Origin of the sequence: Herbaspirillum sp. 3R11 (genome assembly GCF_004563925.1) — a bacterium.
Taxonomy (GTDB): Bacteria; Pseudomonadota; Gammaproteobacteria; order Burkholderiales; family Burkholderiaceae_D; genus Herbaspirillum.
Genome location: NZ_SPNJ01000003.1, coordinates 172954 through 196999 on the forward strand (window position 1 = coordinate 172954; position 24046 = coordinate 196999).

Here is a 24046-nt window from a genome sequence, read left to right on the forward strand (position 1 = left end):
CCTCAGCGATACTGATTGATCGCGTCGCGCGTCTCCAGCGCCACACGGCGCGCTGCCGCCGCGTAGTCTTCGCCGGCTTGCGGCTTGGCGTACAGGATCGCGCGCGATGAGTTGATCATCATGCCGCCGCCGTCCGCGGTCTTGCCCGACTTCACGGTCGCGGCCACGTCGCCGCCCTGCGCCCCTACGCCCGGCACCAGCAAAGGCATGTCGCCGATGATGCTGCGCACCTGCGCCAGTTCTTCCGGGAAAGTCGCTCCCACCACCAGGCCGCACTGGCCGTTGGTGTTCCATTTGTCCGCAACCAGACGGGCCACGTGCTGGTACAGCGGCACGCCGTCGACCTTCAGGAATTGCAGGTCGGAGCCGCCCGCGTTGGAGGTGCGGCACAACACGATGGCGCCGCGGTCCTTCCACTCCAGATACGGCGCGACCGAGTCGAAACCCATGTACGGGCTGACCGTCACCGCCTGGGCGCCATAGCGCTCGAAGGCTTCACGCGCATATTGCTCTGCGGTGGCACCGATGTCGCCGCGCTTGGCGTCGAGCACGATGGGGATGTGCGGATAGGTGGTGCGGATATAGGTGCAGATTTCTTCCAGTTGGTCTTCGGCGCGCAAGGCGGCGAAGTAGGCAATCTGCGGCTTGAACGAACAGGCCACATCGGCGGTGGCGTCGATGATGCCTTTGCAGAAAGCAAAAATGGCGTCGGGCTGGTCCTTCCACTGCGCGGGAAATTTGGCGATATCCGGGTCGAGGCCGACACACAGCAGCGAATTGTTGGTCTTCCACGCAGCGGATAATTGTTCGATAAATGTCACGGTAAGCCTTAATATGCAAAGATGCGATATTGTAACGCGCCGGCAGCCCGCCCTACCCGCTTGACGGCGCGCGCACCAGTAAGCAAAGTAACGAATCTCTCTATCTCCTCGAGGCATACAATGAAAAAATGGTTTGCATGGCTGGCGATCGCCGCTTCCGTCCTGACGCTGAGCAGCTGCGGCTACAACGACTTCCAGGCCAAGGATGAAGCCACCAAGGCCGCCTGGGGCGAAGTCGTCAACCAGTACCAGCGCCGCGCCGACCTGATCCCGAACCTGGTCAACACCGTCAAGGGCTATGCCTCGCACGAAAGAGAAACTCTGGAAGCCGTGACCCGCGCCCGCGCCGCCGCGACCAGCTTCCAGATCACGCCGGAAGTGCTGAACAATCCGGAAGCCTTCAACAAGTTCCAGCAGGTCCAGGGCGAGCTGTCGTCGGCGCTGTCGCGCCTGATGGCGGTGTCGGAAAACTATCCGCAACTGAAGGCCGACACCAGCTTCCGCGACCTGCAGTCGCAACTGGAAGGCACCGAAAACCGCATCACCGTGGCGCGTCAACGCTACATCGTCTCGGTGCAGGAATACAACGTGCTGGCGCGCAGCTTCCCGACCAACATCACCGCCAAGATGTTCAGCTATCCGGTCAAGCCGTCCTTCACGGTCGAGAATGAGAAAGCGATTTCCACAGCGCCTGCCGTCAATTTCGGCAAATAACTCTGAATAAGCTGCTTATGCTGCGCTTCCCTCGCCTGCTGGCGTTCTGTCTGTTCGTCCTGTTGGCCGGCTCCGCCCGGGTTGCCGGGGCGCAGGATTTCGTCGCCGTCCCGGCGCTGACCTCTCACGTGACGGACCAGGCCGGCATGCTGGACGAACAGCAGCGGCGTACGCTGGACCAGGTCCTGACCGAGTACGAAACCCGCACCGGCAGCCAGATCGCCGTGCTGCTGATCGCCAGCACCGCGCCGGAGGCCATCGAGCAATACGGCATCCGCGTCGCCGACGCCTGGAAACTGGGCCGCAAAGGCATCGACGACGGCGTCATCCTGATCGTCGCCAAGGACAATCCCAAGGCTCTGCGGCGCTTGCGCATCGAAGCCGGCCGCGGCGTCCAGGGCAGCCTGACCGACGCCCAGTCGAAACGCATCCTGGAAGACGTGATCGCGCCGCACTTTCGCCAGAACGATTATTACGGCGGCCTCGCAGCGGGTGTTTCGGCGCTGACCAGCCTGCTTGACCAGGAGAATCTGCCGTCGGCAGAAAAGAAGGAGGCGGCCGGACAATACGATGCCGGCTGGCTTGAAGTTGCGGTCCTGGCAATCATGCTGGCGGTGTTCTTCACCGCGCTGCTGCTGGTGCGACGCCGCACCACCGGCCGCAACAACCTCAACAACAATAGCTGGGGCAATGCCGCCGGCGTCATCATCGGCAGCATTCTCAATGAAGCGGCCCGCAGTAGCAGCAGCGGACGCGGCGGCTTCGGCGGCGGTGGTGGTGGAGGCTTCAGCAGTGGCGGCGGTGGATTTTCGGGCGGCGGCGGCAGCTTTGACGGCGGCGGCGCCTCGGGGGACTGGTGATGAACACATTCAAGCGCCTCTTCAGGCACCTGAGCCACACCCGCGCTCTGGCTCGCGCGCAGTTCCCACCGGCCACGCTGCAGGCAATCCAGGCCTGCATCGGCGCCGGTGAAGCGGAACACCGCGCTGAAGTACGGCTTGTTATCGAAGCAGCGCTGCCGTTGAGCGCAGTGCTGCGCAACGAGTCCTCGCGCGCTCGCGCCCATGAGCTGTTTTCGCACTACCGCATCTGGGATACCGAAGAAAACAGCGGCCTGCTGATCTACCTCAATCTGGCCGATCATCGCGTCGAAATCGTCACCGATCGCACCGTCGGCCGCGCCCTCAAGCGCGCTGACTGGGAATCCGTTTGCAGTACAATGACCCGAAGCTTTGCCGACGGGATTTACCATGACGGCGCACTGGAAGGGCTGGCACAGTTGAACCGTTTGCTCGCGCTGCATTTTCCCCAGACGTCGCAGCAAAAGAACGAGATTTCCAACCGGCCGCTGATGCTCTGACATCCCTGCGCGACCGGCGACCGGCAAACAAGCTGCGACTCAACAACAACGATGGGGGGAATGATGAGCACATCCGGTCCCGAACAATCGCAGCAGCCCGCGGCGCCTTCTCAGCAGCCCTCCGTCACGACGCAGGAATATCGCTTCAGCGTATTGCTCATCGACGACCAGCTGGTGGTCCAGGAAAAAGTCCGGCGCGCCGTGCGGCCGGAAACCGACATCGACTTCCACTTTTGCGGCAAGGCCGCCGATGCGCTGACCAAGGCTGAAGCCTGCCGGCCCACCGTCATCCTGCAAGACCTGGTCATGCCCGACGCCGACGGCCTCGAACTGGTGCGGCAATACCGCAGCAGCCCCCTGCTGGCGAATGTGCCGGTCATCGTGCTCTCCAGCACCGACGAACCGCTGATCAAGAAAGATGCGTTCCTGGCCGGCGCCAACGACTACGTGGTCAAGTCCTACGACACCATCGAACTGGTCGCACGCATTCGCTACCATTCACGCTCCTACATCAACCTGCTGCAACGCGACGCCGCCTACGCCGCCCTGCATGAAAGCCAGAAACAGCTGGAGGCCAGCAACGCCGAGCTCAAGCGTCTGACGCATACCGACGGCCTCACCGGCATCGCCAACCGGCGCTATTTCGACGACTACATGAAACAGGAATGGCTGCGCGCGCAACGCGACAAGACGCCGCTGTCGCTGCTGTTGATGGATGTGGATTGCTTCAAGCTGTACAACGACACCTACGGCCATGTCGCCGGCGATGACGTGCTGCGCCGTGTCGGCGCGGCCATTGCAGCCGGCGCCGCGCGCCCGGCCGATCTGGCGGCGCGTTACGGCGGCGAAGAGTTCGCCGTCGTCCTGCCCAACACGGACAGCGCCGGCGCGAAGGAACTTGCTGAAAAAATCTGCCGGGCGGTAGCCGCTCTCGGCATTGCACATGCGACCTCGAAAGCCGTCGATCACATCACCGTCAGCGTCGGCGCCGCTACCGCGCATCCCGTTCAGGGCGGCGACATCGTCAGCCTCATCAAGCGCGTCGACGACTGCCTCTACAACGCCAAGCAAAGCGGGCGTAACCGCGTCAGTGCGGCGCCATGACGCAACCCGGTCAACCCTTTTCAAACACCCATTGCAGCAGGGCATCCTGCGCCGCCTGTCCGAGCGGCGCATTCGGATGATTGATCAGGCACACCACCACATACATCTTGCCTGACGCCGCCTGCACAAAACCTGCAATCGAGCGCACGTCGTTGAGCGAACCGGTCTTGATGTGCGCCTGCCCGGCCACGCTTTCACCGCGCAGGCGTTTGCGCATGGTGCCGTCGTAGCCGACCAGTGGCATCGAGGCGATGAACTCGGGCATCACCGGCGAGTGAAACGCCGCCACCAGAACCTGACCCAGCGTGGTGGGCGCAATGCGCTCGTTGCGCGACAAGCCGGCGCCGTTTTCGATCACCAGTTCATCCGCGGCGATGCCCTTGGCCGACAACCAGCCACGAATCGCCTGGGCGCCGCGCGTGGTGCTGCCGGGCGCCTGCGACACTTGTGCACCGATGGTCAGCAGCAGTTGACGCGCCATCACGTTATTGCTGTATTTGTTGATGTCGCGAATCACCTCCGGCACGGCGGGAGACTGCCACTCCGCAAGCAAGCGCGCCACCGGGGCGACGTTGCCGGGCATGACCTTGCCCGAGATGGTGCCACCCAACTCGCTCCACATCTGACGCAGCACCGCGCCGAAATACTGCGTGGCGCTCATGCGGTAGGGATGGATGTACCAGACCTTTTCTCCGCAAACGGCCGGAAATGCGCCGTTGAAAACCGCCGCGCCGACGCCGATGTCAGCCTGCAACTTGCCCTGCCAATCGCCGCACGCCGGCTCTTTCGACAGGCGCGGCGCCGCGACGGTGTACCCCGACAGCGGCGGCTCCATGGCCACATTGACCACGCCGCCGGCTTCGTCCGGCATGAAGCGGATCGCCACGGTCTTGTAGTTCAGCAGCAAGGCATCGGGACCGACGTTGTAGGGCTTCTGCGGATCGCCGTCGAATTGCGCCGGATCGTAGACGTTTTCTTCAAAGACGCTGCGGTCCAGCACGACGTTGCCGCGAATATCGCGAATGCCTTTGGCGCGGATCTGGCGCAGGAACATCCAGAAGTTTTCCATCACCAGCTTGGGGTCGCCGCTGCCCTTGATGCTCAGGTCGCCCATCAACATGCCGTCGTTGAGCACGCCGTCGGTGTAGGCCTGGGTTTTCCAGTTGAATGCGGGGCCGAGCAATTCGAGCGCAGCATCGGTGGTCACCAGCTTCATCACCGACGCCGGATTGAACGGCGCCGTCGCGTTGAAGGCCAGCGTCGGACGCGTGGCGTCGACAGCCTGGACAAACACGCCAACATTGCGCGCCGGGATCTTCGCCTGCCGCAGCGCGCCGCTCATGGTAGGCGGCAATTCTTGCGCCGCAAGGTGTTGCGCGGAGGCGATGCCGCAGGCTGCGAAAGCGCACAGCGCCAGGAATCGGAATTCTTTGAAGATGGGCATGAGTAGCGAGGGAGGACAGAGGGAAAAGACCCGAACGAGGGGACCCGGCATTATATGTCGGCTTTTCACTCCTATTTCCGCGCGCCGTTCTGGTGATAGTGCGAGAGATGTTGTAATGTAGACATATATTGGCTGGATGCAAATCATGCCCGACAACAAGAACGCCGCCGCGGACGGCATGCCAACATCGGAAAGCACCCCTGATCATGTCGCATCGCAACGCCCCATCCCGCAACCACGGCAGCCACGGCACCGATAGTTCGCATGGTCGCCCGGCGTCCTTCTTTTCGTTCCGGCGGGCGCAGCGTGCGTTGAGTGATTCGCCGTCACCGGAAGAACTGATCGGCAAAGGCGTGCGCTTCGTCAAACGCATCTACAAGCTGCGCGTGATCGGACTGTCGATCGGCTTTTTTTGCGTAGCCGCCGGTTTCCTGCAGAATCCGGTTGGATGGCCGCTGTGGGCCTTGCTGATATTCCACGGCTATCTTTGGCCGCATCTCGCTTACCACCTGGCACTGCGCAGCACGATCCCGTATCGCGCCGAACGCTTCAACCTGGTGATCGACACGACCTTCGGCGGCTTCTGGCTCATCGCCATGCAAGGCAACCTGGTGCCCGGCGCCGTGATCCTGGCGATGCTGTCGATGGACAACATCGCCGCAGGCGGCACCCGGCTGTTCCTGCGCGGCCTGATCGGCAGTGTCGTGGGAGCCTTGCTGGGCCTGCTGCTGCTCAATTTCCGTTTCCTCCCGCAATCCGACATCTATACCGTCGTCGCCTGCCTGCCGATGCTGGCGCTCTATCCGCTGGCGCTGGGCAAGTCGACTTACGACATGTCCAAGAAACTGGCCGAGCGTTCACGCGAGTTCGAAACCGTGAGCCAACGCGACGGCCTTACCGGCCTGCTGAATCGACGTTATTGGGAAACCTTGCTGATCGAGGAATTCAACATCTGCCGCGAACGCAAGCAAGGCTCCTCGCTGCTGTTGCTCGATCTCGATCATTTCAAGAACATCAACGACACGCATGGCCATCTGGTCGGCGACGAAGTGCTCAAGAACTTCGCCCAGCTGCTGCGCGACAATCTGCGCGCGGACGATCTGATCGGACGCTATGGCGGTGAAGAATTCGTGGTGATCCTGCGCGACATCAGCCTCAGCGAAGCCGAGACGCTGGCGGCGCGGCTGATTGAACAGGTGCGCCGGCACCGCACCGAGAAAAATACCTTGTGGGGCTGCACCATCAGCGCCGGCCTGGTGTCCTTCCATAGCGACATGGAGGCGCATTACTCCTGGCTGCAACGCGCCGACAACGCAATGTATCGCGCAAAGGATAGCGGACGCGATTGCCTGGTGGTCGAGGGTAACTGAAGGTGGCCGAAGGTGAAAGGCGGCAAGGCGGAGAACAAGAAAAAGCCGCCGCGTCATCTTAGGGAATGACGCAACGGCTTCGGGAAAAAGGTGGAACGCCCGACGAGTTCTCGGAGTACACGCATACTGAAGATGCCGACTCCCTCCGACGTTCCAGCCACCGCCGCTTGCGCGGCGAACGAGCAAGAAAGCTCGTTTAAATTAGCACTGGCAGTACCTCCAGCACTAAAAGCGCAATCAGCGCCCCACCTACGGCGCCAATCGTTCGCAACACCGTCCTCACAAATTTTGACGCTACGGGCACTTCGCCGAACAACACCAACCCGGCGAATGCCATCGGCAAAAAGAACATGAGATTGTTCGTGACGATATTGGGCATGATCTTTGTCTCCTACCTGTTTTCTTTATGATTTGAGTATAGGACGCTGCGCGCATAAAACAAGGAGAGTTTTCGATACCGCCGCCCCGCAGCGCACAACCCGCGCCGCTTGCAGCGATGCTCCTTATTTGCGGAAGTGTTGTTGAATGGGCTTGACCATGCTGCGGTGCGGGAGTAGACTCCGCCCGTTCTTATTTTTATGGAGTCCCTCTCATGGGCACTTGTTCGAGTGACAGTTGTTGCCGGGAAATTTCCCGGTTCGCCTCGGCAAGATAACGCAGGACTTCCCTGCCGTCATCTTGCAGGAGCAGATGACGGCATCAGGCATGCACCGCTTCAGGCGCAGGCCTTTTCCACCGTACAACACAGCACGCTACAGACCGACCCGCACCGGCGCACGTCCGGATGCTGCATGGCTTGCGGCCATACGCGTCCACGACATAAGCATTGATTCGCCGATGCCTCTCGCGGCCAGCGCCACAGTTCAGACTGCGCGCCGGCCGGACCTGCCATTGCCCGGCCTGGCCGCCGGCGCCGTGCGCACGCCGTCGATGGAACAATTACCGATGAAAGGGTCTTCGCAAACCTGACCTGCGGAGGCCTTATGCCCGATATATCTCGCACCTGATCGCCTGCTGTCATCGAGATGTCAGGAGGATTCGTTACAGTCTGACGCTTTCCTCATCTTTCTCTCCGATGACCGCACGAACCGGACCGCCACGCCCCGTCAAGGCACGCCGTCCGCACTGCAAACCGCTGCAAAAAGAAAAAGAGCTTCATCATGAATCTGGATCTGTTGAAAGAAACCTTCGCGAACTTCATCCGTGCACGCGGCATGGATCGCCACTTCCATCGAATCGGCGTGGACATGTTCCGCAGTTCGCCGACCACCAAGGAAGTCCCGCAAACCGTGGCGCAAAGCCTGGTGGACGCCTCCCGCACCGAGCTGTCCGGACTGCTGCAAAAACTGCATTCCCGCACCGACGGCCTCACCGAACAGGAAGCCGACGCCATTCGCCTCGAAGTCGGCCCCAATGAAGTCGAACACGAAAAGCCGCTGAGCTGGTGGGTCCACCTGTGGCACTGCTACAAGAACCCGTTCAACCTGCTGCTGACCGTGCTGGCCGCCGTCTCCTACTACACCGAAGACATGAAGGCTGCGATCGTGATCGGCACCATGGTGGTGGTGTCGACGCTGATGCGCTTCATCCAGGAGTCGCGTTCCAACACCGCCGCCGACAAGCTCAAGGAAATGGTCAGCAACACCGCGACCGTAATCCGCCACGACATCGTGCAGGACATCGCCGAAGAAGCCCAGCGCTACTTCGACGTCACCCTGCATCCGAAAGGCGCGCGCCGCGTCGAAGTGCCGATCAAGAGGCTGGTGCCCGGCGACATCGTGCAGTTGTCGGCCGGCGACATGATCCCGGCCGACCTGCGCCTGCTGGCCGCCAAGGATCTGTTCGTCAGCCAGGCCGCCATGACCGGCGAATCGCTGCCGGTGGAGAAATTCGCCGAGCATCGCGGCGTCGACGCCGGCAATCCGCTTGAGCTCGACAACCTGTGCTTCATGGGCACCAACGTCGTCAGCGGCTCGGCCACGGCCGTGGTGCTGACCACCGGCAAGCGCACTTATTTCGGCGCGCTGGCCGAACGCGTCACTGCCACCGACCGCACCCCGACCGCGTTCCAGTCGGGCGTCAACAAGGTCAGCTGGCTGCTGATCCGTTTCATGCTGGTGATGACGCCGGTGGTGTTCTTCATCAACGGCTTCACCAAGGGCGACTGGGTCGAGGCCTTCCTGTTCGGCCTGTCGATCGCGGTCGGCCTGACGCCTGAAATGCTGCCGATGATCGTCACCTCGACGCTGGCCAAAGGCGCCGTCGCGCTGTCGCGCAAGAAGGTCATCGTCAAGCGCCTCGACGCGATCCAGAACTTCGGCGCCATGGATGTGCTGTGCACCGACAAGACCGGCACACTGACGCAGGACAAGATCTTCCTGGAGCGCCATACCGGCATCCTGGGCGAGCCGAACGACGAAGTGCTGCAATACGCTTACCTCAACAGCTACTACCAGACCGGCCTGAAGAACCTGCTCGACGTCGCCGTGCTGGAACACGCCGAACTGCAAAGTGAAATGGCGCTCGCCTCGGCCTATCGCAAGGTCGATGAAATCCCGTTCGACTTCCAGCGCCGCCGCATGTCGGTGGTGGTCAGCGAACGCGAAGATCACCATGAGCTGATCTGCAAAGGCGCAGTCGAAGAAATCGTCTCGATCTGTACCCACGCGCGCAACAACGGCGAGATCGTGCCGTTCACGCCCGAGCTGCTGGCCGATATCCAAAAAACCACCGCCAGCCTGAACTCCGAAGGCCTGCGCGTGGTAGCCGTGGCCGCCAAGGACCTGCCGCCGACCAAGGAAACCTACAGCGTCGCCGATGAGTCGGACCTGGTGCTGATCGGTTACATCGCCTTCCTCGATCCACCGAAGGAATCGACAGAACCGGCGCTGGCGGCACTGCGCGCACATGGCGTGACGGTCAAGATCCTGACCGGCGACAACGAACTGGTGACCGCCAAGATCTGCCGCGAAGTCGGACTCGAAGTCGAAGGCATGCTGCTCGGTTCGCACGTGGAAAAGATGAGCGACGAAGAGTTGTCCGTCGCGGTCGAAAAGACCACCGTCTTCGCCAAGCTCAGCCCGACCCACAAGGAACGCATCGTGCGCGTGCTGCATGACAAGGGCCACGTGGTCGGCTTCATGGGCGACGGCATCAACGATGCGCCGGCCCTGCGCGCAGCCGACATCGGCATCTCGGTCGACACCGCAGTCGACATCGCCAAGGAAGCGGCCGACCTGATCCTGCTGGAAAAGAGCCTGATGGTGCTGGAAGAAGGCGTGCTGGAAGGCCGCAAGACCTTCGCCAACATGCTCAAGTACATCAAGATGACGGCCAGCTCCAACTTCGGCAATGTGTTCTCGGTGCTGGTGGCGAGCGCCTTCCTGCCCTTCCTGCCGATGCTGCCCTTGCATCTGCTGGTGCAGAACCTGCTGTATGACGTGTCGCAGATTTCCATCCCGTTCGACAACGTCGACAAGGAATTCCTGGAAAAGCCGCAGCGTTGGAATCCGGGTGAAATCGGCCGCTTCATGGTGTTCTTCGGTCCGATCAGCTCGATCTTCGACATCAGCACGTTTGCCCTGATGTGGTACATCTTCGGCGCCAACTCGCCTGACCATCAAACCCTGTTCCAGTCGGGCTGGTTCATCGAAGGCCTGCTGTCGCAGACGCTGATCGTGCACATGATCCGCACCAAGCGCATTCCGTTCTTCCAGAGCCGCGCTTCGTGGCCGCTGATGGGCATGACGCTGATCATCATGGCCATCGGCATCATCCTGCCGATGTCGCCGCTGGCCAGCTACTTCAAGCTGCAGGCGCTGCCGCTGAGCTACTTCCCGTGGCTGCTGGCGATCCTGATCGCCTACGCCGCGCTGATCCAGCTGATGAAGAAGTGGTATACCCGGCGCTATGGCTGGCAATGACGCTGAGGATGAAGTCAATCTTGTGACGTAAAAAAACGGGATGCGCGCAAACGCATCCCGTTTTTTATTGAGTCTTCGTAACCCGATGAATCACCCCACCAGGCTTGCCGCGATATTGATCGACAAACCCAGGATCGCTGCATTGAACAGGAAGCCGATTACCGAATGCGCCAGCACGGTCTTGCGCAAGGCGCGCGTGCCGACGGCAACGTCCGATGTCTGCACGGCGACGCTGATGGTGAACGCGAAATAGAGGAAGTCCCAATAGTCCGGATTCTTCTCGCCGTCGGCAAAACGCAGCGGCGGCTCGGCGTCGTCATCCTCGGCGTAAAACAGCCGCGCATAGTGCAAGGTGAAGACCGTGCCGATGAGGAACCAGGAGCCCAGTACGGTGCCGCCGGTGAAGGCATAGTGCAGCAGCTTTTGTCCACGCTCCAGATGTGACGCATCGGCCAGCTCGATGATGATGGCGGCCAGGCTGGCGATGGCGGCCACGCAGACGGTGGCCAGCACCAGCTCTGCGCTTTCATCTTCCTTCTCGGCGAGGCGTTTGGTGTCGTCCGCTTTGTAGCGGAACATCATCACCCAGATCGTCAGCAGGTAGCAGGCCACGCCCGCGTTCCACCCCGTCAGCAGGCGCGTGATGAGCTCGCCGTCAGCACACAATAAATACCCCGCTGCGCCGACGGCGACAGCGATGAGCAAACGCGGATGAACCTGGACGATATGGCGGGCGACGGACATGGTGTAGGCGGGTCGTGAGACCCGGCAGCAATTGAATTGCCGCAACCTTATCATGCGGGCGGTCTGCTGCGCGCACTGCCAATCGGATGAGTCTGATTGCGTTACTTGTTGCGCTACTTATGCATTACTTCTTCGGCGCAATGCCCAGGGCGATTTCCTGCGCTTCTTCCAGCGACTTGAAGCCGGTGATCGCAAAGCGATTTCCCGACAGCGGCGCCGACACCACCGGCGCCGTCATCACCTCGCCGTTGATCATTACCGCCATGCGCTGGCGCAGCAGCACGCGCGAGGCCATGCCCATGCGGATGGCACCGGCCGGCGTCATCTGGATCACGATCAGCACCTGGCCGCCGAGATCCTTCTTGGCGTTGGCCAAGGCCACATCGGAATTGTCCAGCAAGACTTCCGGCGCCACGTAGACAGTGGTGCCGGGATCGTCGAGCAAGTTGGCTTTTTGCCAATCCGGACTGGCGACCAGGCTGGCGGCGTGGATTTCGAAGCGCGTCCCTGATTGCGAATGACCGGTGGCGCAGGCGGCCAGGCCGGTGCTCAGAATCAGGACGGCAAGAATGCGTTTAAGAGTACGTTCGAACGAAGAAAAGGCTGCAACCCGCATCAGAACTCATGCTCCTTGAGTGCCCGTTCGGCGCGCTGTTTGGCATTCTCCAGCGCTTCCTGCATGGAACCGAACAGGCCCGCGGGAATGTAGGTTTCGGCCACTTCGGGCTCACGCGTGAGCCGCACGAAGACTTGCGCCTCGAACACGTCGTCGTCTTTTTTGACCGCGTCGAAACGGGCGATGTGGGTGCCGCTTTGTAGGACTTGCTCTGTCATGGATACCTCCATCAATGTTGATAGAGGATTGGACAGAGGCATGCCGAACAGGTTCGGGGCAATTTTTACGTTAAGCGCAAACTCAGGCCTGGCGCGGGAAACGTACCGTAAATACGGTCCCGCAATTAGCTTCGCCCGAGGTCAGCGTGATTTCGCCGCCGTGGTCCTTGGCGATGTCACGCACGATGGCCAGGCCGAGTCCGCTGCCGGCGATCTTGTCGTTGACACGATAGAAACGGTCGAAAATCAGTTCGCGATGTTCCGGCGCGATGCCGGGACCGGAATCTTCCACAGTCAGCAAGGTGGCGTCTTCCTGCTCGCGGCAGCTCACGGTGACGGTGCTCTGCGGCGGCGAATAGCGCACGGCGTTGTCGACCAGGTTGTCGATCAGGTCGCGCAACATGAAACGGTCGCCCTTCATGCGTGCCGGCTGCAGGTCGAAGCCGAGGTCGATCTGTTTCTTGTCGGCCTGTTCGATGAAATGCTGCACCGATTCTTCCACCAGCTTGTCAAGCAGCAGGTCTTCCAGATGGGTCGGCTTGAAGCGGCTAGGCTCGGCACGCGCCAGCGCCAATAACTGATTGCTCTGGCGCACCATGCGCTCGACCGACGAAGTCATCAGTTCGGTGGAATGCGCCGTCTCCGGCTCGTCAGCGTGGCGCTGGTGCAGCCACTCCAGTTGCAGCCGAAGGCCGGTCAGCGGCGTGCGGATCTGGTGCGCGACATTGGCCAGGAAATTCTGCTGTGCGCTGGCGGCCTTGCGGATGTTTTCCAGCAGGCTGTTGATCGCGCCGATCACCGGCGACAGCTCTTCGGCGGTCTCCTTGAATTCGATCGGCGTGAGATTGTCGTGATTGCGCTGGTCCAGGTTCTGACGCAATTCACGCAGCGGGCTCAAGCCCTTGTTGACCGCGATCATCACGATCGCGATCGAGAAGAACGTCAGCGCACCGTCCAGCAGCAGCAGCGAAATCAGGATTACGTAGTGGGTCTGGTTGCGCTTGCGGAAGGTCTCGGCGATGCCGATGTAGATCGGCGTGCGTTCGATGCTGACATACAGTGCAGCGATGCGCACCTGCTCGCCGTTCATCACACCGTCATAGGTGACCGGTTCGTTGGGCTCGGCGACCTGGTTGACCGAGGGGAAATTGTGATCGCCGGCGAGGGTCTCGCCGTTGGAGTCGCGCACCACGAAATACATGGTGTCGAAATGGTCCGAGCGCAGCATCTGTTCGGCCTGCTTGGTCAGCTCCAGCGAGGTCTTGCCGCGTACGCGCTTGATCTGCGAAGTCAGCGCCCATGCGGCATCGGTGATGCTCTGGTCGAACGCGTCCTGCGCCGGCAGCCATGCCAGCCAGTAGGTCAGGCCGGCGCCGATCAGGTTGACCGCAAGCAGCGGCGCGATCAGCCATTTGAGGAGATTGATTTTGATGCTGGGGCGCATGACGATCTCAGGCCCTCAGCCGGCGCGGCGGAAAAAAGACGGGCCGACTTGTCGCCGCATTCCTCAGGCTTCGCTCTTTTCCAGCATGTAGCCGAAGCCGCGAATGGTGCGGATGGCGACGCCCGAGCCGGCGGTCTTGGTGCGGATGCGCGAGACGTAGACTTCCACCGCGTTGAGTGTGACGTCTTCGCCCCACGGCAACACGGCGTCGATGATCTGCTGCTTGGACACCACGCGCGAGGCTTGCTGCATGAGGTATTCCAGCACAGTCCATTCGCGCACCGAGAAATCGACTTTCTTGCCGTCGATGGTGGCGCGCTTGGAGGAGGTATCGAGCGACAGGCCGCCGATGGTCAGTTGCGTCGGCTGCGGACTGCTGCGGCGGATCAATGCCTTGATGCGCGCCACCAGCTCCGGCGTCGCGAACGGCTTGACGAGGTAATCGTCGGCGCCCAGCTCAAGGCCGTGCACGCGATCGGGAATGGTGTCGCGCGCCGTCAGCAACAGCACCGGCATGTTGCTGCCGCGTGCGCGCAGGCGACGCACCACTTCAAAACCGTCGAGGCCGGGCAAGCCGATGTCGAGCACCAGCACGGTCGCGGTGTAACGCTGCAGCAGCGCGTCGGCGTCGGTGCCGTTGTTGACCGTGTTGACACTCAGACCATGCGACTTGAGCATGCGCGACAAACCGTCGGCCAGCACCAGATCGTCTTCCACCAGCAGAACGTTCATATATCGGGACCAGATTAGTAAAGCAAGTTGTGTCAGGAGAAATATACGTGCCTCGGGAGGCATGCCGAATCTCGTATTTTCCGGACATGAAGATCGTATTGTAGCCCCGGCAACACCGCTACAAAGGCACTTTGAGCCGCTTCATCGTTTTATTTTAGCCACAGTCAGCATAATGTCAGCAAGTCGTCAGCACATCGACAGCACACCGCTTTAGTCTAGCGCACAAGCAATTGGAATGAGAATCGCAATCAATTATTTCCATCTGCATCCAGCCAGCCAGACGGCCCTTCCGCCCTCATCGCCAGCCGACCTTCATGTGACTAAACCAGACAGAAAAACGCCCAAATGAACCGTCTTACGCCGATCGCCGCTGCACTTGTCGCCGTGTTTGCCGCGCCAGTTGCCGTGCATGCGCAACAAACTTCCGCCCCCGCTTCTTCTACTGCGCCTTCCTCCTCGCTCAAGGAAGTCGTCGTTGAAGGCAAGCGCGATGATTTCAACACTGCGACGACCGCGTTGACCAAACTCCCCGCTGATCTGCACGACGTGCCGCAATCGGTGGTGGTGGTCAATAAGGCCCTGCTGCAGTCGCAAGGAGCGACCTCGCTGTCAGATGCGCTTCGTAACGTCGCCGGCATCACGCTGGGCGGCGCAGAAGGTGGTCAGATCGGCAACAACATCAACCTGAACGGCTTCTCGGCGCGCACCGATATTTACCTGGACGGCTTCCGCGACCGCGGCCAGTACTTCCGCGACACCTTCGCGATGGAAGAGATCGAAGTCCTGATGGGACCATCATCCATGCTGTTCGGCCGCGGTTCAACCGGCGGCATCATCAACCAGGTCACCAAGAAGGCCAACCTGAAGCAATCGACCGAGGTCTCCGCTTCCGTGACCACCAACGGTCTGGTGCGCACTACCGCCGACTACAATCACCCGCTGTCGGAGACATCCGCTGTACGCGTTTCCGTGATGGCGCAAGACGGCGCCGCGACCACGCGCAACCAGAGCAATGTGCAGGACTTCGGTCTGGCCGCTTCCTACGTGACCGGCATCGGCACCGCAACGGAAATCACCCTGTCGACGCTGATCCAGCACAACCACGATCAACCCGACTACGGCCTGCCGGCGCTGAACGGCCGTCCGGTCGGCGTCGACCGCGACACCGCTTACGGCCTCAACACCGACCGCACCGATCAGGACGTGGTCTCGCTGAACGCCGGCATCAAGCATAAGATCACGCCGGACGTGACGCTGCGCAACCAGACGCAATTCAACTACGTGCGCACCAACGCCGTCGAAACTGCACCGCAAGGCATCGGCACCGTCGGCGCCGGCGGCTATACGGCATTGACCGGCGGTGTCAGCGCCCTGCCGCTGTCGAGCCTGTTCGTGCAAGCACAGAGCCACGACCGCACGATTCGCGATTACTCGATCTTCAACCAGACCGAGCTGTCGGGCAAAGGCACTTTCCTGGGCTTCAAGCACGATGCGCTGGTCGGTCTGGAAGTGGGTCACGATGGCTACGACGTGCAAAACTACTATCGCAACGGTAGTTGTAATGGTGTCGCGTTGACCGGTGCAGCGACTCCGACTTCGGGTTTCGCCGACTGTATTCCTCTGGTCAATCCAACCTATAGCGCAGCGGGCACTGGCGTAACCAGTTCGATCGGCAACCATCAGGGCGGCAGCTCCAACACCATCGCGACCTATGTCGGCGATACGCTGGAACTGACCCCGCAAGTCAAGCTGGTCGGCGGCTTGCGTTATGACAAGTTTGTCGCGCAGATCAGCAACTCGATCAACTCCAGCAACATGCCGGCAGTAGCCAAGAACACTGCGCTGGCCTACGCCAATCAAAGCGTCAATTTCCTGAGCGTACGCGCCGGCGCCATCTGGCAACCGACCGCAGCGCAGTCTTACTATGTGTCCTACGGCACCTCGTTCAATCCTTCGCTGGAACAACTGACCGGCACCGTCGGCCAGACCAACCTCGATCCGGAAAAGAACAAGTCGTATGAACTGGGCGGCAAATGGGATTGGGCGGAAAACCTGTCGCTCAATGCCGCCGTGTTCCAGATCGACAAGCAAAATGCGCGCAGCCTGATTTCGACCGGCGTGTACGCATTGTCGGGCGATGTGCGCGTCAAGGGCGCGCGTGCCGGGGCAACAGGCCGCATCAACAAGCAATGGCAGGTCGCGGCAGGCTATACCTATCTGGATGCGCAGGTCCTGAGCGGCGCTGCGGGAGACACCGCGGTCGGCAAGATCCCGACCAACACCCCAAAGCACACGCTGACCACCTGGACAACGTATGACATCGTGTCGCACTGGCAAGTCGGCGGCGGCGCGACGTACATGTCGCAACGCTACGCCAATCCGACCAATACGGTGCAGGTCGGCGGTTACGTACGCTGGGATACGACCCTGGCTTATATCCAAAAAGACTACGACATTCGTCTGAACATCCTCAACCTGACGAACAAAATGTATTACGATGCGCTGATCCAATCCGACGGCGGACGCTCGGTGCCCGGCACCGGTCGCACCGGCATGATCTCGGTCAACTATCGTATGTAATCTGAAGTAGGAAAGAAATTCACCCATGCTGATCGCCATTCCCAAGCTGCTCGACGCGCAACAACTCAACGCCGTGCGTCAGATCTTGGAACAGGCCGGTCCGGCATGGGTGGATGGTCGTGCGACCGCCGGCTATCAAGGTGCGCCGGTCAAGTACAACCAGCAGATCGATGAGCGTTCGGAAGTCGCTGCGCAATGCCAGCACATCATCCTGTCGGCGTTGGAACGCAACCCGCGCTTCATCAGCGCCGCCTTGCCGAATACGGTCTACCCGCCGATGTTCAATCGTTACAGCGAAGGCATGACCTTCGGTGCACATGTGGACGGCAGCGTGCGCATCGATCCGCATACCGGTCGCAAACTGCGCACCGATATTTCCGCCACCTTATTCCTGTCCGATCCGTCGACTTACGACGGCGGCGAATTGCAGATCCACGATACCTACGGCGTGCATACCGCCAAGCTGGAAGCCGGCGACCTGCTGGTCTACCCTGCCACCAGCCTGCATCAGGTGACGCCGGTGACGCGCGGCGTGCGCACCGCGTGTTTCTTCTGGGTGCAAAGCCTGGTGCGCGACGACGGCCAGCGCAGCATGCTGTTCGACATGGACAACGCCATTCAAAAGCTCAACCAGACCGGCGCCGATGAAACTGCACGGCGCACTTTGGTAGGCTGTTATCACAACATTCTTCGTCAGTGGACGGACACCTGATCTGATGGCGGTGCCTGAAGTTCAATTGAAGTAACGCGCATCCATCCGGCGAAACACCAGCGCAGACAACAAAGTCACCACGCCGACGCAGACGAAGGTCAGCGTAAAGCTCCAGTCCCTCGCCCACGCCACACCGTCGAGCCCGCTCAGCATCGAGCCGGCAATCGTCACGCCCAGACCCAGCGCCAGCATCTGCACCATCGAGAACAGGCTGTTGCCGCTGCCGGCGTCCTTGCTATTGAGTCCCTTGAGCGTAACGCTGTTCATCGCCGCGAACTGCATCGAGTTGCACACGCCGAAGACCGCCAGTTGCACGATGCCGATCCAGATCGGCCAGGCCGGTGTAATCAACGCGAATGACACGATCGCCGCGCCGACCATGACCGTGTTCACCAGCAGGAAATTCTCATAGCCGTAGCGACGCACCAGCGGCGCGATCCACGGCTTGGCGATAGTGCCTGCAACCGCCGCAGGCAGCAGCACCAGCCCGGCATGCAAGGGCGAGAAGCCGAGCTTGACCTGCAACAGCAGCGGCAACAGGAACGGCACCGCCGACGAGCCGATGCGGCAGATCAGGTTGCCGATCAGGCCGACGCTGAAATTGGGTTCATTGAACAGCCCAAGCCGGAACAGCGGCTGTTCGTCGCGCCGCGCGTGGACCACATACCACCACACCGTCAGCACTGAAATCCCCAACAAGCCTGCGCTCCACCACCCGCGATGCTCGTCCATCGGCACATCCAGCGCCAGCGAAAACGTCACCATGCAGGTCGACAGCAGCGCGCAGCCGAGCATGTCGAAACGCGGCGGCGAAACGATTTCTTCAGCCGGCAGGAAGCGATGCACGGCAAACATGCCGACCACGCCGACCGGTACGTTGATCAGGAAAATCCAGTGCCAGCCGATGGTCTGCGACAACCAGCCGCCCGTCACCGGGCCCACTACCGGCCCGAGCTGCCCGGCAATCGAAATGAAGGCCAGCGCCGAAATGTACTGCGCCCCCGGCACGCTGCGCAGCACGGCAAGACGGCCGATCGGCAGCAGCATGGAACCGCCCACGCCCTGCACCACGCGCGCCAATAACAGTTGCGACAGTGAATGCGCATTGGCGCACAGCAGCGAGCCGAGCACGAAGATGAGAATTGCAAGGAAGTAGACGCGGCGTGTGCCGAAACGGTCAGCCAGCCAACCGGATGCCGGCGTCAGCGACGCCATTGCCAGCGTATAAGACACCACCACCGGGTGCATCGCCAGCACCGGTTCGCCGAGACTGGCCGCCATGGAAGGCAAGGCGGTGTTGACGATGGTGGTGTCCAGCGTCTGCATGAAAAAGCCCGATGCGACGATCCACAACAGGGCTTTTTGAGAACGGGAAGAGTTAAGGGACATGGAAGAAGATTCTATCGTCCCTTGGGAGCCGGCAACAAGATCAGAATGCCGCCGGACGCCATTTCAGCAAGCGCTTCTCCAGCGATGTCAGCAGGTAATCCGCCAGCAAGGCCACCACCGCCAGCACGATCATCGCCGCAAACACGCCGCTGGCGTTGAACGCGCCCTGGGCTGTGGAGATCAGCAAGCCGATACCCTGCTTGGAACCGAGGAACTCGCCCACCACGGCGCCGACCAGCGCGAAGCCGAAGCTCACATGCAAGCTCGCCAGGATCCAGCTCAGCGCCGAGGGAATCACCACCGCCATCGTCACCTGGCGACGCGAGGCGCCGAGGATCTGCGCATTGGCGATCATGTAGCGGTCGGCTTCACGCACGCCCTGGAAGGCGTTGCCGAACACCACGAAGAACACCATCACCACCGCCAGCGCCACCTTGGACGCCATGCCCAGGCCCAGCGCGATGACGAAGATGGAGCCCAGCACCACGCGTGGAATCGAGTTGGCGATCTGAATGTACAGGCTGAACACGTCCGACATCAGCTTGTTGCGGCCGAGCGCGATGCCGGCAATGATGCCCGCGACGGAACCGATCAGGAAGCCCAGCACGGTTTCCTCCAGCGTGACCATGACCTGCACCCACAGCGGGCCTTGCGAGGTGCCTTCCATGATCCAGTCATAGATCTGGATCACGATCAGCGACGGCTGCGAAAAGAAGAAAGGATCGATCCATTGCATCGTGGCGGACAATTCCCAGCCGCCGAGGATGATGACCAGAATCGCCAGGCGCAGTGAAATCACCAGCCAGTAGCGTTGTTTGATCTTGCGTTGCGCTTCGCGTTCGACTTCGGCGATCGCTTCCGGACTCATGGCGCGGCTTGTATTTACTTGTGTCATGTTGCTCACCTGTCTTGTCGTTGGTGTGGTGTAAAGAGCAGAAACTGTTTCTGTAAAAAACGTCTATTTGATTTGGACTTCTTCACGCAGATCCGACCAGATTTTTCTGGAGATATCGATGAAGCGCTGCTCATAGCGCACTTCTTCCATCACGCGCGGACGCGGCAGATCGATCTGGTAAGTGCTCTTCAAGGTCGCCGGACGCGCGGTCAGCACATACACCTTGTCGGCCAGCGCGATCGCTTCTTCCAGGTCATGGGTGACGAACACGACGGAGCCGGAATGGGCCGACCACAATTGCAGCAGCTCGTCCTGCATCAGTGTGCGGGTCTGCATGTCGAGCGCGCTGAACGGCTCGTCCATCAGCAGGATTTCCGGGCTGTTGATGAAGGTCTGCGCCAGCGCCACGCGCTTGCGCATGCCGCCTGACAATTGATGCGGATAGTGGTCGCCGAACTTGTCGAGGCCGACGCGGCGGATCCATTCGTTGGCCAGTTCATAGGCCTGGTCCTTCGGCTTGCCGCGGAACAGCGGGCCGGCGGCGACGTTGTCGCGCACGCTGCGCCACGGGAACACGGCGTCGTTTTGGAACACGAAACCGATGCGCGGGTCGATGCCGTTGACCGGCTCGCCCATCACGCGCACTTCGCCGATGGTCGGTTTCAGCAGGCCGGTGATCAGGCTCAGCGTGGTCGACTTGCCGCAGCCGGTAGGGCCGACCACGGCGACGAATTCACCGCGCGCGACGCTCATGGAAAAATCGCGCAAGGCGACGGTGACATTGCCGTCGGCGGTGATGAAGCGGCATGACACGTTGTCCAGCTCGATGGCCGGCGTGTCGAGCTTGTTGGCCGGTTTTGCAGAAGCGGTGGCGGTTTGATTCATGGAGACTCTCTCGTCTGTTTTTTGGATTGCTGGCCGCGAAGCGTCCCGCCGAGGGCGTTCCGTAGAACGTCCACGTCAGGTGTTTGTATTCGCGCTTGGGTGAAACAGGCTCGCCCGGTTGATGCAAACGGGCGAGCCAGTGAACCGGTCTCGGTTGCTACTTACTTGACCAGGTTCACAAACTCATTGGTGTAAGTCTTGGACAGATCGATGTGCTTGCCCTTGACGTTCGGATTGAAACCGGCCAGCACCGACAGCACGGTTTCAGGTCCGCCTACCGGCATCTTGCCGTCGGCCGAATACATCGGCAGCGAATTTTCCAGCGCCTGGATGTACAGCGGCTTGTTGTTGCCGTAGTAGTCCTTCGGCATCTTGTCGGCGATCTCGGCGGCGCTGTGAGTCTTGATGAACTTGAGCGTCTTCACAAAGGCGCGCGCCAACTTGGCGGCGTCATCCTTGTGGCCGTTCAGCCAGTTGCGTTGCACGTACAGGCTGGATGCCGGATACAGGCCGCCGAGCGCCTTCACGGTGCCTTCCACCGAGCGCATGTCGACCAGCACCTTGGCTTCGCCGGTCTTGAGCATCTGCGACACGGTCGGTTCGGTAGTCATGCCGGCGTCGATGCGGCCCTGCTTCATGGCGGCGATGAAGGTGTTGTCGGCGCCGACCGGCAGCACCGAATACTCCTTGGAGCTGATGTTGTAGCGCGACGCCAGGTACTGCGTCAGGAAGTTGGTCGACGAGCCGAGACCGGTCACGCCCAGTGTCTTGCCCTTGACGTCGCCCATGTTCTTGATCGTGGCGGAAGCCTTGGTCGAGACCAGTTCCACTTCGCCCGGCACCTGGCCGAAGATCACGATGGCGGTGATTTCCTTGCCCTTGCTTTGCAGGTCGATGGAGTGGTCGTAGAAACCAACCACTGCCTGCACCGCGCCGGCCAGCAATTCATTCTCGGCGTCGACGCCGGCCGGCTGCGATTGCAGCTCGACGTCCAGGCCTTCTTCCTTGAAGTAGCCCAGTTGCTCGGCCAGCTTGGCCGGCAGGTAAACCATCTTGGTGATGCCGCCGACCATGATGGTGATCTTGCCTGCGGCGGAAGCCGTACCCGGCAAAGCCATCATGGTGGCGCCGGCAACGGCCAGCGAAATCAGCGTACGACGGATATTCTTGTTCATGGAGTCTCCTGAATGTTTGTAGTTGTGAAGTTCTTATTTCACCTGATTGACGAATTCGTTGGTGTAGGTCTTGGACAAGTCGATTTTCTTGCCCTTGATGTTGGGGTTGAACGCCGCCATCACCTTGAGCACCACTTCGGGACCTTCGGCCGGCATCTTGCCGTCCGGCGAATACATCGGCAGCGAGGCCTTCAGGGCCTGCACGTACAGCGCCTTGTTGCCGCCGTAATAATCGGCCGGCATCTTGGCGGCGATTTCTTCCGCGCTGTGGGTCTGGATGTATTGCAGTGTACGGACAAATGCGCGCGCCAGCTTGGCGGCTTCAGGCTTGTGCGTCTTCAGCCAGGCGCCCTGAACATACACCGCCGAGGCCGGATACAGGCCGCCCAGCGCAGCGCGCGTACCGGCGGCGCTGTTCATGTCGACCAGCACCTTGGCTTCGCCGCTGGCCAGCAGCATCGAGGTGGTGGGTTCGGTGGTCCAGACCACGTCAACGCGCTTCTGCTTGAGCGCAGCGATCAGCGTATTGCCGGCGCCGACCGGCAGCATCGAGTAATCGCTGGTCTTGAGGCCGTTGCGGCTGGCCAGGTATTGCGCCAGGAAACTCGACGACGAACCGAGACCGGTCACGCCCAGCGTACGGCCCTTGAGGTCGGCCATGCTGCGTACTTGCGTTGCGAGGTCGCTGCGCACCATTTCCATGCCGCCCGGCACCACCAGCAACTGGGTGATGGACTGGACTTCCTTGCCCTTGCTCTGCAGGTCGATGGAGTGATCGTAGTAGCCGACCACGGCCTGGACGGCGCCGGCCAGCAGTTCATTCTCGGCGTCCACACCGGCCTGCTGCGACTGCAGCTCGACGTCGAGGCCTTCGTCCTTGAAATAGCCGAGGTTTTCCGCCAGCTTGGGCGGCAGGTAGATCAGCTTGTTGATGCCGCCGACCATGATGGTGATCTTGTTGTCGGCAGCCTGGGCTGCCGGTGCCGTGACTGTCAGAACGGCTGCGCTGATGAGAGCGGTGGAAAATAACGTGCCGATGACATAAGCACACACATTGAAGCGTTGACGCATTATGATGCCTCCTGAATGAGATGGAAGACTGCCGCACGATGTCAGCATGCAAGCAGCCAGCTCAAGTTCTTATTAATATAGTGCCGCTATTCTAAGAACCGGAAACCTTCATCCAGCTTTCCAAATCCGGTGTTTCTTCTGTGCACCGCAACAAAAATATGGGCCTTTTGCATGAAATTGCTGCTGATCGAAGACAACCCGCCGCTGGCGCATTGGCTCACGCAGATCCTCAGGGAGAACAAGTTCAGCGTCGACGTCGCCAGCGACGGCGAGATGGCCGATCACGTGCTGCATACGGAAAACTACGACGTCGTGCTGCTCGACCTGATGCTGCCCAAGATGCACGGCAAGAACGTGCTGCGCCGTCTGCGCGAGCGCCACAACGCGGTGCCGGTGATGATCCTGACCGCCAGCGGCTCCATCGACGAGAAGGTCGAATGCCTGGGCGCCGGCGCCGACGACTACCTGGTCAAACCCTTTGAAGTGCGCGAACTGGTCGCCCGCATCAAGGTGCTGATCCGCCGCCAGACGCCCGACAAGGCCGCCGAAATCCATTGCGGCGACCTCAGCTACGACAGCAACACGCGTCAGTTCGCCATCGCCGGCAAGACGCTGGCGCTGCCTGCACGCGAACACGACGTACTCGAAATCCTCATGCTCAAGCAGGGCAAGACGGTGTCCAAGAATGCACTGGTGAACGGCATCTTCAGTTTGTCCGACGAGCCCAGCGCCGACGCCATCGAAATCTACATCTCGCGCCTGCGCAAGAAACTGGAACCGTCGCAGGCAGCCATCATGACGCTGCGCGGCCTCGGCTACCTGCTAAAACAAAAAGATGATAGTTAGAGA

General features: G+C 61.0%; 23 protein-coding genes. 10 read left to right on the top strand and 13 right to left on the bottom strand.

Annotated features, from left to right (window positions below; genetic code table 11):
• Window positions 1-2: 2 nt before the first annotated feature.
• A complete protein-coding gene (pyrF, locus tag E4P32_RS14250) occupies window positions 3-821 on the bottom strand; it encodes an orotidine-5'-phosphate decarboxylase (protein ID WP_116435151.1) in 819 nt (272 codons plus the stop codon).
• 120 nt (window positions 822-941) lie between these two features.
• Here pyrF and E4P32_RS14255 point away from each other — a divergent pair, with 120 nt between their 5' ends.
• From E4P32_RS14255 to E4P32_RS14270, 4 genes are all read left to right on the top strand, one after another.
• Window positions 942-1535 carry a LemA family protein gene (locus tag E4P32_RS14255; RefSeq protein WP_116435150.1) on the top strand — a complete coding sequence of 198 codons (594 nt, stop codon included), beginning with the start codon at window positions 942-944 and terminating at the stop codon, window positions 1533-1535.
• Between the two features lie 17 nt (window positions 1536-1552).
• Entirely contained in the window at window positions 1553-2395 is an 843-nt protein-coding gene (locus E4P32_RS14260) for a TPM domain-containing protein (RefSeq protein ID WP_199525653.1), read from the top strand.
• Complete coding sequence (locus E4P32_RS14265) at window positions 2395-2895, top strand: TPM domain-containing protein (protein ID WP_116435148.1); 501 nt, start codon at window positions 2395-2397, stop codon at window positions 2893-2895. The genes E4P32_RS14260 and E4P32_RS14265 overlap by 1 nt, the downstream gene beginning before the upstream one ends.
• A 63-nt stretch (window positions 2896-2958) precedes the next feature.
• The gene (locus E4P32_RS14270) at window positions 2959-3999 is read left to right on the top strand and encodes a diguanylate cyclase (protein ID WP_116435344.1); all 1041 of its coding nucleotides are present in this window, start codon (window positions 2959-2961) and stop codon (window positions 3997-3999) included.
• Between the two features lie 10 nt (window positions 4000-4009).
• On the opposite strand, the gene dacB is transcribed toward E4P32_RS14270, so the two are convergent.
• Complete coding sequence (gene dacB, locus E4P32_RS14275) at window positions 4010-5443, bottom strand: D-alanyl-D-alanine carboxypeptidase/D-alanyl-D-alanine-endopeptidase (RefSeq protein WP_116435147.1); 1434 nt, start codon at window positions 5441-5443, stop codon at window positions 4010-4012.
• A 206-nt stretch (window positions 5444-5649) separates the two neighbouring features.
• Here dacB and E4P32_RS14280 point away from each other — a divergent pair, with 206 nt between their 5' ends.
• The gene (locus E4P32_RS14280; RefSeq protein ID WP_116435146.1) at window positions 5650-6813 is read left to right on the top strand and encodes a diguanylate cyclase; all 1164 of its coding nucleotides are present in this window, start codon (window positions 5650-5652) and stop codon (window positions 6811-6813) included.
• A 196-nt stretch (window positions 6814-7009) separates the two neighbouring features.
• Here the strand turns inward: E4P32_RS14280 and E4P32_RS14285 are convergent, their stop codons facing one another.
• Window positions 7010-7192, bottom strand: a complete 183-nt coding sequence (locus E4P32_RS14285) for a hypothetical protein (protein ID WP_053199787.1) — start codon at window positions 7190-7192, stop codon at window positions 7010-7012.
• A gap of 458 nt (window positions 7193-7650) precedes the next feature.
• Here E4P32_RS14285 and E4P32_RS24360 point away from each other — a divergent pair, with 458 nt between their 5' ends.
• Together E4P32_RS24360 and mgtA are read left to right on the top strand one after the other, a co-directional pair.
• Window positions 7651-7782, top strand: a complete 132-nt coding sequence (locus E4P32_RS24360) for a hypothetical protein (RefSeq protein ID WP_255419427.1) — start codon at window positions 7651-7653, stop codon at window positions 7780-7782.
• 191 nt (window positions 7783-7973) lie between these two features.
• A complete protein-coding gene (gene mgtA, locus E4P32_RS14290) occupies window positions 7974-10736 on the top strand; it encodes a magnesium-translocating P-type ATPase (RefSeq protein WP_116435144.1) in 2763 nt (920 codons plus the stop codon).
• A gap of 90 nt (window positions 10737-10826) precedes the next feature.
• Here mgtA and E4P32_RS14295 read toward each other — a convergent pair whose 3' ends face one another.
• The 5 genes from E4P32_RS14295 to E4P32_RS14315 form a co-directional block, all read right to left on the bottom strand.
• Window positions 10827-11480, bottom strand: a complete 654-nt coding sequence (locus E4P32_RS14295; RefSeq protein ID WP_116435143.1) for a DUF1345 domain-containing protein — start codon at window positions 11478-11480, stop codon at window positions 10827-10829.
• A gap of 124 nt (window positions 11481-11604) precedes the next feature.
• Entirely contained in the window at window positions 11605-12096 is a 492-nt protein-coding gene (locus tag E4P32_RS14300) for a hypothetical protein (RefSeq protein ID WP_116435142.1), read from the bottom strand.
• Entirely contained in the window at window positions 12096-12314 is a 219-nt protein-coding gene (locus E4P32_RS14305) for a hypothetical protein (protein ID WP_116435141.1), read from the bottom strand. Before E4P32_RS14305 ends, E4P32_RS14300 begins: the two co-directional genes overlap by 1 nt.
• Before the next feature lie 82 nt (window positions 12315-12396).
• Window positions 12397-13758, bottom strand: coding sequence for a sensor histidine kinase (locus E4P32_RS14310; RefSeq protein WP_116435140.1), 1362 nt, complete (start codon window positions 13756-13758; stop codon window positions 12397-12399).
• A gap of 63 nt (window positions 13759-13821) precedes the next feature.
• A complete protein-coding gene (locus tag E4P32_RS14315) occupies window positions 13822-14490 on the bottom strand; it encodes a response regulator transcription factor (RefSeq protein WP_016833287.1) in 669 nt (222 codons plus the stop codon).
• Window positions 14491-14835: 345 nt separating this feature from the next.
• Here E4P32_RS14315 and E4P32_RS14320 point away from each other — a divergent pair, with 345 nt between their 5' ends.
• Together E4P32_RS14320 and E4P32_RS14325 are read left to right on the top strand one after the other, a co-directional pair.
• Window positions 14836-17070: a TonB-dependent receptor gene (locus E4P32_RS14320; RefSeq protein WP_116435139.1), complete on the top strand. Its 2235-nt coding sequence runs from the start codon at window positions 14836-14838 to the stop codon at window positions 17068-17070.
• Window positions 17071-17095: 25 nt separating this feature from the next.
• Window positions 17096-17782 carry a Fe2+-dependent dioxygenase gene (locus E4P32_RS14325; RefSeq protein WP_116435138.1) on the top strand — a complete coding sequence of 229 codons (687 nt, stop codon included), beginning with the start codon at window positions 17096-17098 and terminating at the stop codon, window positions 17780-17782.
• A gap of 21 nt (window positions 17783-17803) precedes the next feature.
• Here the strand turns inward: E4P32_RS14325 and mdtD are convergent, their stop codons facing one another.
• From mdtD to E4P32_RS14350, 5 genes are all read right to left on the bottom strand, one after another.
• Window positions 17804-19171, bottom strand: a complete 1368-nt coding sequence (gene mdtD, locus E4P32_RS14330; RefSeq protein WP_116435137.1) for a multidrug transporter subunit MdtD — start codon at window positions 19169-19171, stop codon at window positions 17804-17806.
• Window positions 19172-19211: 40 nt separating this feature from the next.
• The gene (locus E4P32_RS14335) at window positions 19212-20066 is read right to left on the bottom strand and encodes an ABC transporter permease (protein WP_094563118.1); all 855 of its coding nucleotides are present in this window, start codon (window positions 20064-20066) and stop codon (window positions 19212-19214) included.
• A gap of 63 nt (window positions 20067-20129) precedes the next feature.
• Window positions 20130-20951 carry an ABC transporter ATP-binding protein gene (locus E4P32_RS14340; protein ID WP_116435136.1) on the bottom strand — a complete coding sequence of 274 codons (822 nt, stop codon included), beginning with the start codon at window positions 20949-20951 and terminating at the stop codon, window positions 20130-20132.
• A gap of 161 nt (window positions 20952-21112) precedes the next feature.
• On the bottom strand, window positions 21113-22126 hold the full coding sequence (locus E4P32_RS14345) for an ABC transporter substrate-binding protein (protein WP_116435135.1): 1014 nt from the start codon (window positions 22124-22126) through the stop codon (window positions 21113-21115).
• A 33-nt stretch (window positions 22127-22159) separates the two neighbouring features.
• Window positions 22160-23197, bottom strand: a complete 1038-nt coding sequence (locus E4P32_RS14350) for an ABC transporter substrate-binding protein (RefSeq protein WP_116435134.1) — start codon at window positions 23195-23197, stop codon at window positions 22160-22162.
• 171 nt (window positions 23198-23368) lie between these two features.
• On the opposite strand from E4P32_RS14350, the gene E4P32_RS14355 reads away from it, so the two are divergent.
• The gene (locus tag E4P32_RS14355; protein WP_116435133.1) at window positions 23369-24043 is read left to right on the top strand and encodes a response regulator; all 675 of its coding nucleotides are present in this window, start codon (window positions 23369-23371) and stop codon (window positions 24041-24043) included.
• Window positions 24044-24046 lie beyond the last annotated feature (3 nt).

What these genes read in the sequence shown, in the direction of transcription:
- E4P32_RS14260 (WP_199525653.1), top strand. Translation starts at nt 1,553, where the DNA reads ATGCTGCGCTTCCCTCGCCTGCTGGCGTTCTGTCTGTTCGTCCTGTTG.
- E4P32_RS14310 (WP_116435140.1), bottom strand. Translation starts at nt 13,758, where the DNA reads ATGCGCCCCAGCATCAAAATCAATCTCCTCAAATGGCTGATCGCGCCG.
- E4P32_RS14345 (WP_116435135.1), bottom strand. Translation starts at nt 22,126, where the DNA reads ATGAACAAGAATATCCGTCGTACGCTGATTTCGCTGGCCGTTGCCGGC.
- E4P32_RS14320 (WP_116435139.1), top strand. Translation starts at nt 14,836, where the DNA reads ATGAACCGTCTTACGCCGATCGCCGCTGCACTTGTCGCCGTGTTTGCC.
- E4P32_RS14270 (WP_116435344.1), top strand. Translation starts at nt 2,959, where the DNA reads ATGAGCACATCCGGTCCCGAACAATCGCAGCAGCCCGCGGCGCCTTCT.
- E4P32_RS14300 (WP_116435142.1), bottom strand. Translation starts at nt 12,096, where the DNA reads ATGCGGGTTGCAGCCTTTTCTTCGTTCGAACGTACTCTTAAACGCATT.
- E4P32_RS14265 (WP_116435148.1), top strand. Translation starts at nt 2,395, where the DNA reads ATGAACACATTCAAGCGCCTCTTCAGGCACCTGAGCCACACCCGCGCT.
- E4P32_RS14285 (WP_053199787.1), bottom strand. Translation starts at nt 7,192, where the DNA reads ATGCCCAATATCGTCACGAACAATCTCATGTTCTTTTTGCCGATGGCA.
- E4P32_RS14295 (WP_116435143.1), bottom strand. Translation starts at nt 11,480, where the DNA reads ATGTCCGTCGCCCGCCATATCGTCCAGGTTCATCCGCGTTTGCTCATC.
- E4P32_RS14325 (WP_116435138.1), top strand. Translation starts at nt 17,096, where the DNA reads ATGCTGATCGCCATTCCCAAGCTGCTCGACGCGCAACAACTCAACGCC.
- E4P32_RS14350 (WP_116435134.1), bottom strand. Translation starts at nt 23,197, where the DNA reads ATGCGTCAACGCTTCAATGTGTGTGCTTATGTCATCGGCACGTTATTT.
- E4P32_RS14305 (WP_116435141.1), bottom strand. Translation starts at nt 12,314, where the DNA reads ATGACAGAGCAAGTCCTACAAAGCGGCACCCACATCGCCCGTTTCGAC.
- E4P32_RS24360 (WP_255419427.1), top strand. Translation starts at nt 7,651, where the DNA reads ATGCCTCTCGCGGCCAGCGCCACAGTTCAGACTGCGCGCCGGCCGGAC.
- E4P32_RS14255 (WP_116435150.1), top strand. Translation starts at nt 942, where the DNA reads ATGAAAAAATGGTTTGCATGGCTGGCGATCGCCGCTTCCGTCCTGACG.
- E4P32_RS14280 (WP_116435146.1), top strand. Translation starts at nt 5,650, where the DNA reads ATGTCGCATCGCAACGCCCCATCCCGCAACCACGGCAGCCACGGCACC.
- mdtD (WP_116435137.1), bottom strand. Translation starts at nt 19,171, where the DNA reads ATGTCCCTTAACTCTTCCCGTTCTCAAAAAGCCCTGTTGTGGATCGTC.
- E4P32_RS14340 (WP_116435136.1), bottom strand. Translation starts at nt 20,951, where the DNA reads ATGAATCAAACCGCCACCGCTTCTGCAAAACCGGCCAACAAGCTCGAC.
- E4P32_RS14335 (WP_094563118.1), bottom strand. Translation starts at nt 20,066, where the DNA reads ATGACACAAGTAAATACAAGCCGCGCCATGAGTCCGGAAGCGATCGCC.
- mgtA (WP_116435144.1), top strand. Translation starts at nt 7,974, where the DNA reads ATGAATCTGGATCTGTTGAAAGAAACCTTCGCGAACTTCATCCGTGCA.
- dacB (WP_116435147.1), bottom strand. Translation starts at nt 5,443, where the DNA reads ATGCCCATCTTCAAAGAATTCCGATTCCTGGCGCTGTGCGCTTTCGCA.
- E4P32_RS14355 (WP_116435133.1), top strand. Translation starts at nt 23,369, where the DNA reads ATGAAATTGCTGCTGATCGAAGACAACCCGCCGCTGGCGCATTGGCTC.
- E4P32_RS14315 (WP_016833287.1), bottom strand. Translation starts at nt 14,490, where the DNA reads ATGAACGTTCTGCTGGTGGAAGACGATCTGGTGCTGGCCGACGGTTTG.